Annotated in this window: 14 protein-coding genes; 5 read left to right on the top strand and 9 right to left on the bottom strand. The window is 60.3% G+C overall.

The annotated features are described in order from the left end of the window. Positions 1–56: 56 nt before the first annotated feature. The 6 genes from cysG to GGI48_RS26405 form a co-directional block, all read right to left on the bottom strand. Positions 57–1,451 (bottom strand): siroheme synthase CysG, encoded by a 1,395-nt coding sequence (gene cysG / locus GGI48_RS26430; protein ID WP_179600766.1) that lies wholly within the window; start codon positions 1,449–1,451, stop codon positions 57–59. Then, on the bottom strand, positions 1,452–2,732 hold the full coding sequence (gene serS, locus GGI48_RS26425) for a serine--tRNA ligase (protein ID WP_016966952.1): 1,281 nt from the start codon (positions 2,730–2,732) through the stop codon (positions 1,452–1,454). It abuts the gene before it with no gap. A gap of 16 nt (positions 2,733–2,748) precedes the next feature. Continuing rightward, complete coding sequence (gene crcB, locus GGI48_RS26420) at positions 2,749–3,123, bottom strand: fluoride efflux transporter CrcB (RefSeq protein ID WP_041119048.1); 375 nt, start codon at positions 3,121–3,123, stop codon at positions 2,749–2,751. Continuing rightward, positions 3,120–4,445 (bottom strand): replication-associated recombination protein A, encoded by a 1,326-nt coding sequence (locus tag GGI48_RS26415; protein WP_047305310.1) that lies wholly within the window; start codon positions 4,443–4,445, stop codon positions 3,120–3,122. The genes crcB and GGI48_RS26415 overlap by 4 nt, the downstream gene beginning before the upstream one ends. A gap of 33 nt (positions 4,446–4,478) precedes the next feature. Then, entirely contained in the window at positions 4,479–5,102 is a 624-nt protein-coding gene (lolA, locus tag GGI48_RS26410) for an outer membrane lipoprotein chaperone LolA (RefSeq protein WP_011062167.1), read from the bottom strand. Between the two features lie 68 nt (positions 5,103–5,170). Continuing rightward, the gene (locus GGI48_RS26405; protein ID WP_016964810.1) at positions 5,171–7,579 is read right to left on the bottom strand and encodes a DNA translocase FtsK; all 2,409 of its coding nucleotides are present in this window, start codon (positions 7,577–7,579) and stop codon (positions 5,171–5,173) included. Positions 7,580–7,875: 296 nt separating this feature from the next. Between GGI48_RS26405 and trxB the strand changes: the two genes are divergently transcribed. The 4 genes from trxB (at position 7,876) to infA (ending at position 10,664) form a co-directional block, all read left to right on the top strand. Continuing rightward, positions 7,876–8,826 carry a thioredoxin-disulfide reductase gene (gene trxB, locus GGI48_RS26400; protein ID WP_047305311.1) on the top strand — a complete coding sequence of 317 codons (951 nt, stop codon included), beginning with the start codon at positions 7,876–7,878 and terminating at the stop codon, positions 8,824–8,826. 72 nt (positions 8,827–8,898) lie between these two features. Beyond that, on the top strand, positions 8,899–9,579 hold the full coding sequence (aat, locus tag GGI48_RS26395; protein ID WP_179600763.1) for a leucyl/phenylalanyl-tRNA--protein transferase: 681 nt from the start codon (positions 8,899–8,901) through the stop codon (positions 9,577–9,579). A 58-nt stretch (positions 9,580–9,637) separates the two neighbouring features. Then, positions 9,638–10,345 (top strand): arginyltransferase, encoded by a 708-nt coding sequence (locus tag GGI48_RS26390; protein ID WP_016964812.1) that lies wholly within the window; start codon positions 9,638–9,640, stop codon positions 10,343–10,345. Between the two features lie 100 nt (positions 10,346–10,445). After that, positions 10,446–10,664 carry a translation initiation factor IF-1 gene (gene infA, locus GGI48_RS26385; RefSeq protein WP_002553999.1) on the top strand — a complete coding sequence of 73 codons (219 nt, stop codon included), beginning with the start codon at positions 10,446–10,448 and terminating at the stop codon, positions 10,662–10,664. Between the two features lie 126 nt (positions 10,665–10,790). On the opposite strand, the gene clpA is transcribed toward infA, so the two are convergent. Continuing rightward, positions 10,791–13,061 (bottom strand): ATP-dependent Clp protease ATP-binding subunit ClpA, encoded by a 2,271-nt coding sequence (clpA, locus tag GGI48_RS26380; RefSeq protein WP_016964813.1) that lies wholly within the window; start codon positions 13,059–13,061, stop codon positions 10,791–10,793. 29 nt (positions 13,062–13,090) lie between these two features. After that, positions 13,091–13,453, bottom strand: a complete 363-nt coding sequence (gene clpS / locus GGI48_RS26375) for an ATP-dependent Clp protease adapter ClpS (protein WP_011062173.1) — start codon at positions 13,451–13,453, stop codon at positions 13,091–13,093. A gap of 224 nt (positions 13,454–13,677) precedes the next feature. Between clpS and cspD the strand changes: the two genes are divergently transcribed. Next, entirely contained in the window at positions 13,678–13,935 is a 258-nt protein-coding gene (gene cspD / locus GGI48_RS26370; protein WP_016964814.1) for a cold shock domain-containing protein CspD, read from the top strand. Between the two features lie 79 nt (positions 13,936–14,014). Here cspD and icd read toward each other — a convergent pair whose 3' ends face one another. Next, positions 14,015–15,271, bottom strand: coding sequence for an NADP-dependent isocitrate dehydrogenase (icd, locus tag GGI48_RS26365; protein ID WP_016964815.1), 1,257 nt, complete (start codon positions 15,269–15,271; stop codon positions 14,015–14,017). Positions 15,272–15,471: the final 200 nt, after the last annotated feature.

Here is a 15,471-nt window from a genome sequence, read left to right as displayed (position 1 = left end):
CTGGCAAGCCAGCTCCTACGCAGATCGTGTAAGAGCCGGCTTGCTGGCGAAGCTTTTCAGACCTCGGACTGAGCGCCTTCGAACCAGGCCAGCTTCTCGCGCAGCTGGACCACTTCGCCAACGATCACCAGGGTCGGCGCGTGCACTTCATGCTCGGCCACCAGCGTCGGCAGGTTGGCCAGGGTGCCAGTGAAGACTCGCTGGTTGCTGGTGGTGCCCTGCTGAACCAGCGCCGCCGGCGTGTCGGCGCTACGGCCGTGCTTGATCAGTTGCTCGCAGATGGTCGGCAAGCCCACCAGGCCCATGTAGAACACCAGGGTCTGGGCTGGTGCCACCAGGTCGCTCCAGGGCAGGTTGCTGGTGCCGTCCTTGAGATGCCCGGTGACGAAGCGCACCGACTGCGCGTAGTCGCGGTGAGTCAGGGGAATCCCGGCATAGGCCGAGCAGCCACTGGCCGCGGTAATCCCCGGCACCACCTGGAATGGAATGCCGTGGGCCGCCAGCTCTTCGATCTCTTCGCCACCCCGGCCAAAGATGAACGGATCGCCACCCTTGAGGCGCACCACGCGCTTGCCTTGCCGGGCCAGGTTCACCAGTTGCTGGTTGATCTGCTCCTGCGGCACGGCGTGATTGGCGCGGCGCTTGCCAACGTAGATGCGCTCAGCATCGCGGCGGCACAGGTCGAGAATCGCCGGTGCCACCAGACGGTCGTAGAGCACCACGTCGGCCTGTTGCATCAGGCGCAGGGCGCGGAAGGTCAGCAGGTCCGGATCACCCGGGCCCGCGCCCACCAGATACACCTCGCCCGTCGCTTGAGGCGCCTTGCCGGCAATCTTGGCTTGCAACAGACGCTCGGCTTCCGCGCCCTGCCCCGCCAGTTGGCGATCGGCGATAGGGCCCTGGAACACGTCTTCCCAAAACGCCCGGCGCTGCTGCACATCCGGAAACAGGCCTTTGACCTGAGCGCGGAATCGCGCCGCCAAGCCGGCCAACTGGCCGTAGCTGGAAGGAATCCAGGTTTCCAGCTTGGCCCGGATCAACCGCGCCAGCACCGGCGCATCGCCGCCGCTGGACACCGCGATGACCAGCGGCGAACGGTCGACGATGGCCGGGAAGATCACGCTGCACAGGGCCGGCGCGTCCACCACGTTGACCGGGACGCAACGCCGATGGGCATCGGCGGAAACCTGGGCATTGAGGGATTCGTCGTCGGTGGCGGCGATGATCAGGGTGCAGCCGTCGAGGTCAGCCTCGACATACCCGCGCAGCCGGGACTCACCGCCGCTGGCGACGATCAGTTCCTGCAATTGCGCTTCTATTTCAGGTGCGACCACTCGCAGCTGCGCACCGGCATCGGCCAGCAGACGGGATTTGCGCAAGGCAATCTCCCCTCCACCGACCACCAACACACGACTGCCGCGAAGGTTGTGAAACAGCGGCAGATATTCCATTTAGCCGATGACCTCAAGGCCGCCCATGTAAGGCTTCAGCACGTCCGGCACGCGGATCGAACCGTCGGCTTGCTGGTAGTTCTCCAGCACCGCCACCAGGGTACGGCCCACGGCCAGGCCGGAACCGTTGAGGGTGTGCACCAGCTCTGGCTTGCCGGTTTCCGGGTTGCGGAAGCGTGCCTGCATGCGCCGGGCCTGGAAGTCGCCGCAGTTGGAGCACGAGGAGATCTCGCGGTATTTGTCCTGGCTCGGCACCCAGACCTCCAGGTCGTAGGTCTTGATCGCGCCAAAGCCCATGTCGCCGGTGCACAGGGCCAGTACGCGGTACGGCAGTTGCAGCAGTTGCAGGACCTTTTCGGCGTTGGCGGTCAGGCTTTCCAGGGCTTCCATGGAAGTCGACGGCTCGACCACCTGGACCATCTCGACCTTGTCGAACTGGTGCTGGCGGATCATGCCACGGGTGTCGCGGCCCGAAGCACCGGCTTCACTGCGGAAGCACGGGGTGTGAGCGACGAACTTCAGCGGCAGCTGCTTCGGATCGAGGATCTCGCCAGCCACGATGTTGGTCAGCGACACTTCAGCGGTCGGGATCAGGTACAGATCGGCCTCGCCTTCGCGAGTGATCTTGAACAGGTCTTCCTCGAACTTCGGCAACTGGCCGGTGCCCATCAGCGCCGGAGCCTGCACCAGGTATGGGGTGTAGGCTTCTTCGTAACCGTGCTCGCTGGTGTGCAGGTTGATCATGAACTGCGCCAGGGCGCGGTGCAGGCGGGCGATCGGGCCGCGCAGCAGGGCAAAGCGCGCGCCGGACAGCTTGGCCGCGGTTTCAAAATCCAGCCAGCCGTGGGTTTCGCCCAGGGCCACGTGGTCCTTGATCGGGAAGTCGAAGGTGGTCGGGGTGCCCCAACGACGCACTTCAACGTTGCCGTCTTCGTCTTCACCCACCGGCACCGACTCGTGAGGCAGGTTGGGAATGCCGAACAGGATCGAATCCAGTTCGCTCTGGATGCTTTCCAGCTCGGCCTTGCCGGTGCTCAGCTCGTTCCCCATGCGCTCAACGTCGGCCATCAGCGGGGCGATGTCTTCGCCGCGCTGCTTGGCCTGGCCGATGGACTTGGAGCGCGCGTTACGTTCAGCCTGCAGTTGCTCGGTGCGGGTCTGCACGGTCTTGCGCTGTTCTTCCAGCGCTTCGATGCGTGCCACATCCAGGGCAAAGCCGCGGGATGCCAGACGATCCGCTACGTCCTGAAGGTTGCTACGTAACAGTTTGGAATCGAGCATGTCGTTCTCTCGTTTATCAAAGTTTGGTCAAGGACAGGCCGGCCCAGGTAGCAAGCAGCCCGCCGAATACGCTCAGTGCCGCATAGCCCAGGGCCAGCGCCACTTGTCCGCTTTCCAGCAGACGCACGGTATCCAGTGAAAAGGATGAAAAAGTCGTCAGGCCACCGAGGAAGCCCACTATCAAACCGGCACGCACTTCGATCGGCACTTCCGGACGGACCAGGAACAGTCCGTACAACACGCCGATCAGCAGGCAGCCCACGATATTAACGGCCAGCGTCGCGGTATAGAAGTGCCGCGGCCAATTGGCGTTGATCCAGTTGCCGGTGGTGAAGCGCAACAGGGTGCCGGCCACGCCGCCGGCGGAGACTGCAAGGATCAGGGGGATCAAGGTTTTCTCCGCTGCAGGGGGCTGGCCCGGTCCAGGGCGGCCAGGTGCTTGAGCTTCTCGCCGATCTTCAGCTCCAGGCCACGGGGCACCGGCTGGTAGAGCGGCAAGGGCTCCAGTTCTTCGGGGAAATAGTCTTCACCGGCGGCGTAGGCATCCGGCTCGTCGTGGGCGTAGCGGTATTCGTCGCCGTAGCCCAGTTGCTTCATCAGCTTGGTCGGGGCATTGCGCAGGTGGATCGGCACTTCCAGCGAGCCGTGCTCGGCAGCGGCGCGCATGGCGGCCTTGAAGCCCATGTACACCGCGTTGCTCTTCGGCGCACAGGCCAGATAGGTGATGGCCTGGGCCACTGCCAGCTCGCCTTCAGGGCTGCCCAGACGCTCCTGCACATCCCAGGCCGCCAGACACAGGCTCAGCGCCCGCGGGTCGGCGTTGCCGATGTCTTCGCTGGCCATGCGCACCACGCGCCGGGCCAGGTACAGCGGGTCGCAGCCGCCGTCGAGCATGCGCGCAAACCAGTACAGGGCGCCGTCGGGGTTGGAGCCGCGCACCGACTTGTGCAAGGCGGAAATCTGGTCGTAGAACGCCTCGCCGCCCTTGTCGAAACGCCGACGGGTGTCGCCCAGCAGGCTTTGCAGCAGATCGACGCCGATCTCGCCGCCGTCTTCGGCCAGGTCCGAGGCGTTTTCCAGCAGGTTGAGCATGCGCCGGCCATCGCCATCGGCCGCCGACAGCAGCATCTGGAAGCCTTCATCGCTGAGGCGTAACTGGCGCTTGCCCAGCCCACGCTCTTCAGTCAGGGCGCGCTGGACCAGAGTGCCCAGGGCCGTTTCATCCAGGCTCTTGAGCACATAGACCCGGGCCCGGGACAGCAGCGCATTGTTGAGTTCGAAGGACGGGTTTTCCGTGGTGGCACCGATAAAGATCAGCGTGCCGTCTTCCACGTAGGGCAGGAAGGCATCCTGCTGCGACTTGTTGAAACGATGCACTTCGTCGACGAAAAGGATGGTCCGCCGCCCGTATTGCCCGGCCTGCTGCTTGGCGATTTCCACCGCCTGGCGGATCTCCTTGACCCCGGCCAGCACCGCCGAGACGGTTTCAAAGTGAGCATCGGAGACTTCCGCCAGCAGCCGCGCCAGGGTGGTCTTGCCCACTCCCGGCGGGCCCCAGAAGATCATCGAATGCAGGGCGCCCTGCTCCAGGGCCTCGCGCAGCGGCTTGCCCCGGGCCAGCAGGTGCTGCTGACCGACGTACTCGTCCAGGTTGGTGGCACGCAAGCGTGCGGCCAGCGGCTGGGCGATCGGGGCACTACGAAACAGGTCCATGGACTACCTTCGAAACCTTGCGGTTGCGGCTGCTTACTCTTGGATCACATCGGCACCCTTGGGGATGTCGAACTTGAACTTGGACGCCGGAATCGCTTCGTTGGCCTTGACCCCGGTGAACAGGATATTGGTGCGCTGGCCGACGCTGTCGATCAACTGCATGTCGTTGATCATGCCGTTGCGAAACGACAGGCGCAGGCTGTCGAACAGGGTGTCGCGGGTTTTCGGCTTGAGGGTGAAATCCATCACGCCACCGGCCTCCTTGGAGGTGATGTCGAAGCTTTCGCTGATCTTCGACACGTCACCGGACAGCAGCAAGGCTGGGGTCTGGGTCAGGCGCTGGTCGAGTTTCTTGATGGTCACTTGCTCCAGGTCCGGGTCCCACAGAGAGACTTTCTGGCCGTCGGAAACCATCAATTGCTCTTGCGGCGCATCGGTGTGCCAGTAGAACAGGCCTGGACGCTGCAGGGACATTTCGCCGGCGGTTTCCTGCAACTGGGTGCCGCTGCCGTCCAGGGTCAGCTGGGAGAAACGCGCGGTCAGGGTCTGGGACTTTTCCAGCAACTGGGTCAGGCGCGCCACGTCTTTGGGGTCGGCGTGGGCCGACAAGGTGGTCACAGCCAATACCGGCAGCAGCAACATGCGAATCAGGCGCATGGAATTCCTCATTAATTGGATGGGTATACGAGCGGCGTGACTTCACGCCGCTGCAAGCGAAACAGGGATCAGTCGCGCATCGGGCCCGGCGCCAGCACTTCGCGGGAGCCGTTGGTGTTCATCGCCGTCACCACTCCGGCCATTTCCATGGCTTCGATCATCCGGGCAGCGCGGTTGTAGCCGATCTTCAGCTTGCGCTGTACCGCCGAGATCGAGGCCCGGCGGCTTTCCAGGACGAACTGCACGGCTTCGTCGTAAAGCGCGTCGGCTTCCGGATCATCGCCGTCGCCACCGCCGCTGCTGCCTTCGAAACCACTGCCCGCCTCTTCGACACCGTTGAGGATGTCGTCGTTGTATTCCGGCGCACCGCGCAGCTTCCAGGCTTCCACTACGCGATGCACTTCATCGTCGGAGACGAAGGCGCCGTGGACGCGGATCGGCAGGCTGGTGCCCGGCGGCATGTAGAGCATGTCACCGTGGCCCAGCAGTTGTTCGGCGCCGCCCTGGTCGATGATGGTCCGCGAGTCGATCTTGCTCGACACCTGGAACGCCATGCGGGTCGGGATGTTGGCCTTGATCAGGCCGGTGATCACGTCCACCGACGGCCGCTGGGTCGCGAGAATCAGGTGGATACCGGCGGCCCGGGCCTTCTGGGCGATACGCGCGATCAGCTCTTCGACCTTCTTGCCGACGATCATCATCATGTCGGCGAATTCGTCCACCACCACCACGATGGTCGGCAACTTGGTCAGCAGCGGCGCTTCGTCGTGGATGCTTTCGCGGTTGTACAGCGGGTCCGCCAGCGGCGTACCGGCTTCAATCGCTTCCTTGACCTTGGCGTTGAAGCCCGAAAGGTTGCGCACGCCCATCTTGGCCATAAGCTTGTAGCGCCGCTCCATCTCCGCCACGCTCCAGCGCAGGGCGTTGGCCGCGTCCTTCATGTCGGTGACCACCGGGCACAGCAAGTGCGGAATGCCTTCGTAGATCGACAGTTCGAGCATCTTCGGGTCGATCATGATCAGCTTGGCGTCTTCCGGGCCGGACTTGAACAGGATCGACAGGATCATCGCGTTGACCCCCACCGACTTACCGGAACCGGTGGTACCGGCCACCAGCAGGTGAGGCATTTTCGCCAGGTCGGTGATGATCGGCTTGCCGCCGATGTCGTGACCCAGGGCCAGGGTGACCGGGGATTTGAAGTTGTCGTATTCCGGGGTCGAGAGCACTTCGGAGAAGCGCACGATCTGCCGGTCTTCGTTGGGAATCTCGATGCCCACGGTGGTCTTGCCGGGAATCACTTCCACCACCCGCACGCTGGTCACGGCCAGGGAGCGGGCCAGGTCCTTGGCCAGGTTGGCGATACGACTGACCTTGACCCCCGCCGCCGGCTGGATTTCGTAACGGGTAATCACCGGGCCCGGGTGGATCGAGTCCACCGCGACCTCGACGCCGAACTCCTTGAGCTTGATTTCCAGCAGGTGACCGACGGCGGCCAGGGATTCGGGCGAATAATTGAGCTGCTTCTTTTCTGCCGGATCGAGAATCGAGATCGGCGGCAAAGTGCCTTCCACCGCGCTGTCGACGAACAGCGGCGCCTGCTTCTCTTTCTGCACGCGCTTGCTGGGCTCGGGCGGCTTGACGGCCACTGGAGTGATGACCGGCGGCACCTGCTTCTCACGCTCGGACATGTGCTTGCTCAAAGCCTGCTCGCGCTCGATCAGGCGCTCCTTGACCTTGGCCTGCTCGCGTTTGTCGGCAATATTCGGTGTCACGACTTCATCGACCCGCGCATCCACCTCGCGCAGTTGCGCCACCAGTTGCTTGCGCTCCACGCGGGCATCCCACCAGCGATTGGCCGCGCCCTGGAACAGCTCGAACAGATCAAGAGTGATCTTGCCGGTGACGTCCATGACCTTGAACCAGGACAGGTCGGTGAACACCGTCAGGCCGAACAGGAACAGGGCAATGAACATCAGGGTACTGCCCTGCACGTTCAGGGCATTCTTGGCCAGGTCACCCAGGCTTTCGCCCAGGGCACCACCAGCGCCGGCCGGCAGGCCGGTGGGCGCATGAAAATGGATATGGGCCAGCGCAGCGCCGGACAGCACCAGGAATACCAGGCCGATCAGCCGCCAGGAAAACAGCCAGCCACTCCACTGCCAGGGTTCATGGCGTTGACGGAAGATCTGATAGGTCTTGATCGCCAACAACAGCGGGAAGATATAAGCGAAGTAACCCAACACCATAAACAGGATATCGGCGCTGTAAGAACCGGCGGGACCACCGAAGTTCTGCACATCTTCGATCTTGCTGTTATGACTCCAGCCCGGATCATCTTTCCCATAGGTCAGAAGTGCCATCATCAAGAACAGGCACAGGGCTCCAATGGCGATCAATGCACCTTCCTTGAGCCGGTAGTGCAATTGCTGACGCCAGAGCGGAACAACAGGTTTAGGTGCTGCGGTGGATTTCTTCAAAACGCGTCTTTTCCTGCGCCATAGGCGCGTCCAACGGGTGATTGACTAACAAGATACTGCTCAATCCGAGCAGGTAAATAAAGTTGACCGGCGTAACTGGGGCTACTTTTAACACTCTGCCCCTTGCTTCTGAAACGGTGCAATTCTGAATAAGCCTGGTACATCGTCGTATTGTACGGGTTTGTTCACACCATGCCACGTCAGAACAGTCTGTTAAGCATAGCCAATTGCGTAATACGCACTGTTCAATTGGAGCATGCATTCTCTTTTGTGACAAAGGCTTATGAGGTGTTTTTATGAACCAAGCACAGCATTCCCGCCTGATCATTCTGGGCTCCGGCCCTGCCGGTTACAGCGCCGCCGTCTACGCCGCCCGTGCCAACCTCAAACCCACGGTCATCACCGGGCTGCAAGCCGGCGGGCAACTGACCACCACCACCGAAGTGGACAACTGGCCCGGCGATGTCGAAGGCCTGACCGGGCCGGTATTGATGGAGCGCATGCAGCGGCACGCCGAACGCTTCGACACCCAGATCGTCTATGACCACATTCATACCGCTCAGTTGCAGCAGCGCCCCTTTATCCTCATCGGCGACAGTGGCACCTACAGTTGCGACGCACTGATCATCGCCACCGGCGCGTCGGCGCAGTACTTGGGCCTGCCATCGGAAGAAGCGTTTGCCGGCAAAGGGGTTTCCGCCTGCGCCACCTGCGACGGCTTCTTCTATCGCAATCAGGTGGTGGCAGTGGTGGGTGGCGGCAATACCGCCGTGGAGGAGGCCCTGTACCTGTCCAACATCGCCAAGGAAGTGCACCTGGTGCACCGCCGCGACAAGCTTCGCGCGGAGAAAATCCTTCAGGACAAACTGTTCGACAAGGCCGCCAACGGCAATATTCGCCTGCACTGGAACCAGCATCTGCAAGAAGTGCTGGGGGATGCCAGCGGCGTGACCGGTGCCCGCCTGCAGGACAGCCACAGCGGAGCCACCAAGGACCTGGCGTTGGCCGGGGTGTTTATCGCCATCGGCCACAAGCCCAATACCGACCTGTTCCAGGGGCAACTGGAGATGCGTGACGGCTACCTGCTGGTCAAGGGCGGCAGCGAAGGCGACGCCACCGCTACTGGCATCCCGGGAGTATTCGCCGCCGGCGATGTGGCCGATCACGTCTACCGCCAAGCCATTACTTCTGCGGGAGCTGGCTGCATGGCAGCCCTGGATGCGGAAAAATTCCTCGACGACCACTAACCCCTCGCCCTACGCTTGTGGCGGGTCAGCACTGACCCGCCACCGCCCTCCCCTACCACAAGTCTGGATGCCATGCTGACCTGGTTACAACGCAACAACCTTGACTTCCCCCCACTGGAAAAAGCCATGCGCGAGCCCAACGGACTGCTGGCTGCGGGGGGTGATCTATCGCCCGACCGCCTGGTCCAGGCCTATCGCCATGGCTGCTTCCCCTGGTTCTCTGAAGGCCAGCCCATCCTCTGGTGGTCTCCCGATCCGCGCACCGTACTCTTCCCCGATGAGCTGCACATATCCCGCAGCCTGGGCAAGCTGCTGCGCAAACAGCGCTATGAAGTGACCTTCGACCAGGATTTCGCTGCCGTGATCAGCGCCTGCGCAGCCCCACGCGCTTACGCCGACGGCACCTGGATCAGCGAGGCCATGCAGCAGGCCTATCTGCAATTGCACCAGCGCGGCCACGCTCATTCGGTGGAAGTCTGGGATGAGGGTGAGTTGGTAGGCGGCCTTTATGGCCTGGCCATGGGGCAGCTGTTTTTTGGCGAGTCGATGTTCAGCCGCGCCGACAACGCTTCAAAATTCGGTTTCGCGATCCTGGTGCAGCATCTGAAGGCGTGGGGCTTTGTGCTGATCGACTGCCAGATGCCCACCGAGCATCTGCACAGCCTGGGGGCTAGATCCATCACCCGAGCGGAATTTGCCGACTACCTCAAGCAGCACCTGGATCAACCGAGCCGCGCCATATGGGTTTCCTAGGCGGGTTTGACGGCAGTGGCTTACACTTAATTTCAAAGCTTATTCCGAGGGTTGACTCATGACCGAGTTGGCGCGCCTGAAGTTTTATGCCACTCAACCCCATTCTTGCAGCTACCTGCCCGACGAACAGGCCACTACCTTGTTCCTCGATCCCAGCCAGCCCATGGACGTGCATGTTTATGCGGATCTGTCGGAAATGGGCTTTCGCCGCAGTGGTGATCACCTGTACCGGCCTCATTGCCAAAATTGCAACGCTTGTGTGCCGGCGCGCATCCCCGTGGCGCAGTTCCTGCCCAACCGCCAACAAAGACGCATCCTCAAACGCAACAGCGACCTGAAGGTACAAGCGAGCAAACCGGCGTTCAGCGAAGAATATTTCGAGCTGTATCAACGCTATATCGAGCAACGCCACGCCGATGGCGACATGTTCCCGCCCAGCCGCGACCAGTTCTCGACCTTTCTGGTACGGGATCTGCCCTTCTCGCGTTTCTATGAGTTCCGCCTGGAGGGTCGCCTGCTGGCAGTAGCGGTTACCGATCTGCTGCCCAATGGCCTTTCTGCGGTCTACACCTTTTATGAACCCGACGAAGAACACCGCAGCCTGGGGCGTTATGCGATTCTCTGGCAAATCGGCGAAACCCTGCGCCAGGGCCTGGATGCGGTCTACCTCGGGTACTGGATCAAAAACTGCAAAAAAATGAGCTACAAGACCCAATACCGCCCCATAGAGCTACTGGTTAACCAGAGATGGGTGATCCTCAACTAGAAGGTCTTGGCTTAAACCCCACTTTTCGGGCACAATGCACGCCGCTTTTGCCTGGCGCAGTTGCACCGGGCCATTCATTGGATACCGAGGGCTTTACTGCATGTCGAAAGAAGACAGCTTCGAAATGGAAGGCACTGTCGTCGACACCCTGCCCAACACCATGTTTCGTGTGGAGTTGGAAAATGGGCACGTCGTAACCGCGCATATTTCCGGCAAGATGCGCAAGAACTACATTCGTATTCTTACCGGTGACAAAGTGCGCGTCGAGCTGACGCCCTATGACTTGAGCAAAGGTCGGATTACTTACCGCGCTCGCTAAACAAGTCAATACAAGACGCCCGGTTATGCCGGGCGTTTTTGTTCGCCTGCAAAAAACTTTTCAAACTCCAGATAGCACAAAGGCACCCTCCGGTGCCTTTGGCGGTACTGCTGCGTTATACGGCTATCAAGCCATTTCCGCCGTGGTTTCGAAATCGAAGGTCAACTCGCCATCCTTGATGTCGATGTGCACCACACCGCCATGGTCGGACAATTCGCCAAACAGGATCTCCTCGGCCAGGGGACGCTTGATCTTGTCCTGGATCAAACGCGCCATCGGCCGCGCGCCCATCGTCACATCGTAACCACCGGCAGCCAGCCAGCTGCGAGCGGCATCAGTCACTTCCAGCTGCACGCGCTTGTCTTCCAGTTGCGCTTGAAGCTCGGTAAGGAACTTGTCCACCACGCTCTTGATCACTTCATGGCTCAGGCGACCGAACTGGATAATGGTGTCCAGACGATTGCGGAACTCCGGCGTGAAGCTCTTCTTGATCACTTCCATGGCATCGGAAGAGTGATCCTGATGAGTGAAACCTATGGAGGCTCGCGCCGCGGTTTCCGCACCGGCGTTGGTGGTCATGATGAGGATGACATTGCGGAAATCCGCCTTGCGCCCGTTGTTGTCGGTCAGGGTGCCGTGATCCATCACCTGCAGCAGCAGGTTGAAGACTTCCGGATGAGCCTTCTCGATTTCATCGAGCAGCAACACGCAATGTGGCTGCTTGGTGATTGCCTCGGTCAGCAAGCCACCCTGGTCGAAACCGACATAGCCGGGAGGCGCGCCAATCAGACGCGAAACAGTGTGCCGCTCCATGTACTCGGACATGTCGAAGCGCACCAGCTCGATACCCATGGCCTTGGCCAATTGCCGCGCCGCCTCGGTCTTGCCAACACCGGTAGGACCGGCGAACAGGAAGGATCCGACTGGCTTGTCCGGCGATTTCAGGCCGGCACGGGACAGCTTGATCGCCGTTGACAGCGAATCAATCGCCGCATCCTGACCGAACACCGTCAACTTGAGATCGCGCTCAAGGTTGCGCAGCAGCTCTTTATCGGAGCTGGTGACATGCTTTGGTGGAATACGGGCAATTTTCGCCACGATGTCTTCAACCTGAGCCACTTCGATACGTTTCACACGTCTGTCGACGGGCTGCAGACGCTGATAGGCACCCGCCTCGTCGATCACATCAATGGCCTTGTCAGGCATATGCCGATCATTGATGTAGCGCGAGGCAAGCTCCGCAGCGGCACGCAGCGCCTCATCACTGTATTCGATACTGTGATGCTGCTCGAAACGCCCCTTGAGACCGCGCAGGATTCCGATGGTGTCTTCAACCGAGGGCTCGGACACATCGACCTTCTGGAAGCGCCGCGCCAGGGCGCGATCCTTCTCGAAAATGCCACGGAACTCCTGGAACGTGGTCGAACCAATGCAGCGGATGTCGCCCGAAGACAGCAGCGGCTTGAGCAGGTTCGAGGCATCCATCACGCCACCGGACGCCGCACCAGCGCCGATGATGGTATGGATTTCATCGATGAACAGGATCGCCTGAGGACGTTTTTTCAACTCGCTCAGCAGCGCCTTGAAGCGCTTCTCGAAGTCGCCACGGTATTTGGTACCGGCCAGCAATGCCCCCAGATCCAGGGAGTAGACCACGCTGTTGGTCAGCAGGTCCGGCACTTGATTGTCGACGATACGCTTGGCCAGGCCTTCGGCAATCGCCGTCTTGCCCACGCCCGCCTCACCCACCAGCAACGGGTTGTTCTTGCGCCGACGAGCCAGAATCTGGGCTACACGCTCCACCTCCTGCTCACGCCCTACCAGCGGATCAATGCGCCCCTGACGGGCCAGCTCATTGAGATTGCTGGCATAGGCATCCAGAGGATTGCTCGAAGAAGACGACTCACCACCCTCTTCGTCCTGCATATCCTGCTCACCTTCAGAATGATCGCCATGCCCGGGCACCTTGGAGATGCCGTGAGCAATGTAATTGACCACATCGATACGGGCGACGCTCTGCTGCTTGAGCAGGAACACCGCCTGACTCTCTTGCTCACTGAAGATGGCTACCAGCACATTGGCGCCAGTGACTTCACGCTTGCCCGAGCTCTGTACATGAAAGACAGCACGTTGCAGCACACGCTGGAAACCCAGAGTCGGCTGAGTCTCGCGATCCTCGTCATGTACCGGGATCAGCGGCGTGGTGGAGTCGATGAACTCCTGCAGGTCGTGCTTGAGTTTGTCGAGGTTTGCTCCGCAGGCACGTAAAACGGTGGCGGCGGCCTCATTATCCAAAAGAGCCAACAGAAGGTGCTCGACGGTCATGAATTCATGACGCTTCGAACGGGCCTCCTTGAAGGCGAGATTGAGGGTGACTTCGAGCTCGCGGTTTAACATAGCTTCACCTCATACCCAAGTGGTCGGCGTTAACCGTCCTTCTCGATTTCACAGAGTAGCGGATGCTGGCTTTCCCGGGCGTACTGGTTGACCTGCATGGCCTTTGTCTCGGCGATGTCGCGGGTAAACAATCCACACACTGCCCGCCCTTCTGTATGGACGGCCAGCATGACCTTGGTCGCCAGCTCGCGATTCAGGTTAAAAAACATCTCGAGCACTTCGACGACAAAATCCATCGGGGTGTAGTCATCGTTGAACAAAACCACCTTGTACATCGGCGGTGCCTGTAATGCAGGCTTAGCTTCCTGTACAGCCAAGCCAGCGGAATCGTCGTCGTGCAAGTCCGGGCGATCCTGATTGAATGTTAGTCGAATCTGGCTGATTGCATGCATGGAAAGAAAGGTTCGTCAGTTGTGCAAATACAGTGGTGGGGGCGCTCTGGATGGAATTCAACTCCGACCGCCGGGTCACCTTGACTATCGGCAAAACGGTGTTACAACCAATAGGGCCCACATTGGGTAATAAACGTCCGCGGCGTCAACCTTTTTACCAAGCTTGGCGGCGGATGAACTGGATGATACTCCAGTGATGGAGTCTGTTGCAGAGGGATATGAGTATGGCTAGCGGTAAGGTCAAGTGGTTCAACAATGCCAAGGGTTATGGCTTTATTAATGAGGAGGGCAAGACGGATGATCTGTTTGCCCATTACTCGGCCATCGAGATGGATGGCTACAAGACCTTGAAAGCCGGACAGGCGGTGAGCTTCGAGATCATCCAGGGCCCCAAGGGCCTGCATGCGGTCAAAATCAGCGCCTTGAAGGTGCCCGGTGAAATCATCCCCGCCGAGGCACAACCTGAAAGCGCCTTGAGCTGATATACCCAACATCCAGTCATAAAAAAACCGGCCGACTCAAGGGATTGAGTCGGCCGGTTTGCTTTGTACGCGACTGCGCTTACATGTGCGAGATCAACGCATCACCGAATGCCGAGGAAGACAGCAGGGTCGCACCCTCCATCAGACGCTCGAAGTCATAGGTCACAGTCTTGGCCGAGATCGCGCCGTTGGTGCCCTTGATGATCAGGTCAGCCGCCTCGGTCCAGCCCATGTGACGCAGCATCATCTCCGCAGAGAGAATCAGCGAGCCTGGGTTGACCTGGTCCTTGCCGGCATACTTGGGCGCCGTACCGTGGGTTGCCTCGAACATGGCCACGGTGTCGGACAGGTTGGCACCTGGAGCGATACCGATACCGCCCACTTCCGCCGCCAGGGCGTCGGACAGGTAGTCGCCGTTGAGGTTGAGGGTGGCGATCACATCGTATTCCGCCGGGCGCAGCAGGATCTGCTGGAGCATGGCGTCGGCGATGGCGTCCTTGACGATGACGTTCTTGCCGGTTTTCGGGTTCTTGAACTGCATCCAAGGGCCGCCATCCAGCAGTGTTGCGCCGAACTCTTCGGCCGCCACTTCATAGGCCCATTCCTTGAAGGCACCTTCGGTGAACTTCATGATGTTGCCCTTGTGGACAATGGTCAGCGAGTCGCGATCGTTATCCACTACATATTGCAGCGCCTTGCGCGCCAGACGCTTGGTGCCCTGCAGGGAAACCGGCTTGACACCGATGCCGCAGTTTTCGTCGAAACGGATCTTGGTAACGCCCATTTCTTCTTTAAGGAACTTGATGACCTTGGTGGCTTCTGCCGAACCGGCCTTCCACTCGATGCCGGCATAAATGTCTTCGGAGTTTTCACGGAAGATGGTCATGTCCACATCGCCTGGTTTTTTCACCGGGCTGGGCACGCCTTCGAACCAGCGCACCGGGCGCAGGCACACATACAGGTCCAGCTGTTGACGCAGGGCCACGTTCAGGGAACGGATGCCGCCGCCAACCGGAGTGGTCAGCGGGCCCTTGATGGAAACCACGTAATCCTTCACCGCGTCCAGGGTTTCCTGAGGAAGCCAGGTGTCCTGGTCGTACACTTGAGTCGCTTTTTCCCCGGCATACACTTCCATCCAGGAAATCTTGCGTTCGCCGCCGTAAGCCTTCTTAACCGCAGCATCGACAACCTTGATCATGACCGGGCTGATATCAACACCAATACCGTCGCCTTCGATGAAAGGAATAATCGGGTTGTTAGGAACATTGAGAGAATGGTCTGCGTTGACGGTGATTTTGTCGCCGACTGCTGGAACCTGAATCTTCTTGTATCCCATGCTGAACTCCGTTGTGTGGATTGAACATCTGGCTGCGTTCGAGCGTAACCCAGTTGAATCTGGACGGGAACCTCATGTTCCACCCATATGCCGTGAAAGCTTTACGGTTCGCGGCCTACAAGCCTGAATGCAAAGGGAAAAGTGCCAAACTCGAGCACAGCCAGCGACTCTACGCCTGCACCCCACCTGCGACCTTTAGA

Source organism: Pseudomonas protegens, assembly GCF_013407925.2.
GTDB lineage: Bacteria > Pseudomonadota > Gammaproteobacteria > Pseudomonadales > Pseudomonadaceae > Aquipseudomonas > Aquipseudomonas fluorescens_AP.
The sequence above is the reverse complement of the archived record's forward strand: the minus strand, read 5'-3'. Positions and strand labels throughout refer to the sequence as shown.

Excerpts from the sequence above, each read along its gene's own strand:
- aat (WP_179600763.1), top strand. The coding sequence starts at position 8,899 with ATGCTGACCTGGTTACAACGCAACAACCTTGACTTCCCCCCACTGGAA.
- GGI48_RS26390 (WP_016964812.1), top strand. The coding sequence starts at position 9,638 with ATGACCGAGTTGGCGCGCCTGAAGTTTTATGCCACTCAACCCCATTCT.
- trxB (WP_047305311.1), top strand. The coding sequence starts at position 7,876 with ATGAACCAAGCACAGCATTCCCGCCTGATCATTCTGGGCTCCGGCCCT.
- serS (WP_016966952.1), bottom strand. The coding sequence starts at position 2,732 with ATGCTCGATTCCAAACTGTTACGTAGCAACCTTCAGGACGTAGCGGAT.
- GGI48_RS26415 (WP_047305310.1), bottom strand. The coding sequence starts at position 4,445 with ATGGACCTGTTTCGTAGTGCCCCGATCGCCCAGCCGCTGGCCGCACGC.
- lolA (WP_011062167.1), bottom strand. The coding sequence starts at position 5,102 with ATGCGCCTGATTCGCATGTTGCTGCTGCCGGTATTGGCTGTGACCACC.
- clpS (WP_011062173.1), bottom strand. The coding sequence starts at position 13,453 with ATGCATGCAATCAGCCAGATTCGACTAACATTCAATCAGGATCGCCCG.
- icd (WP_016964815.1), bottom strand. The coding sequence starts at position 15,271 with ATGGGATACAAGAAGATTCAGGTTCCAGCAGTCGGCGACAAAATCACC.
- cysG (WP_179600766.1), bottom strand. The coding sequence starts at position 1,451 with ATGGAATATCTGCCGCTGTTTCACAACCTTCGCGGCAGTCGTGTGTTG.
- clpA (WP_016964813.1), bottom strand. The coding sequence starts at position 13,061 with ATGTTAAACCGCGAGCTCGAAGTCACCCTCAATCTCGCCTTCAAGGAG.
- infA (WP_002553999.1), top strand. The coding sequence starts at position 10,446 with ATGTCGAAAGAAGACAGCTTCGAAATGGAAGGCACTGTCGTCGACACC.
- cspD (WP_016964814.1), top strand. The coding sequence starts at position 13,678 with ATGGCTAGCGGTAAGGTCAAGTGGTTCAACAATGCCAAGGGTTATGGC.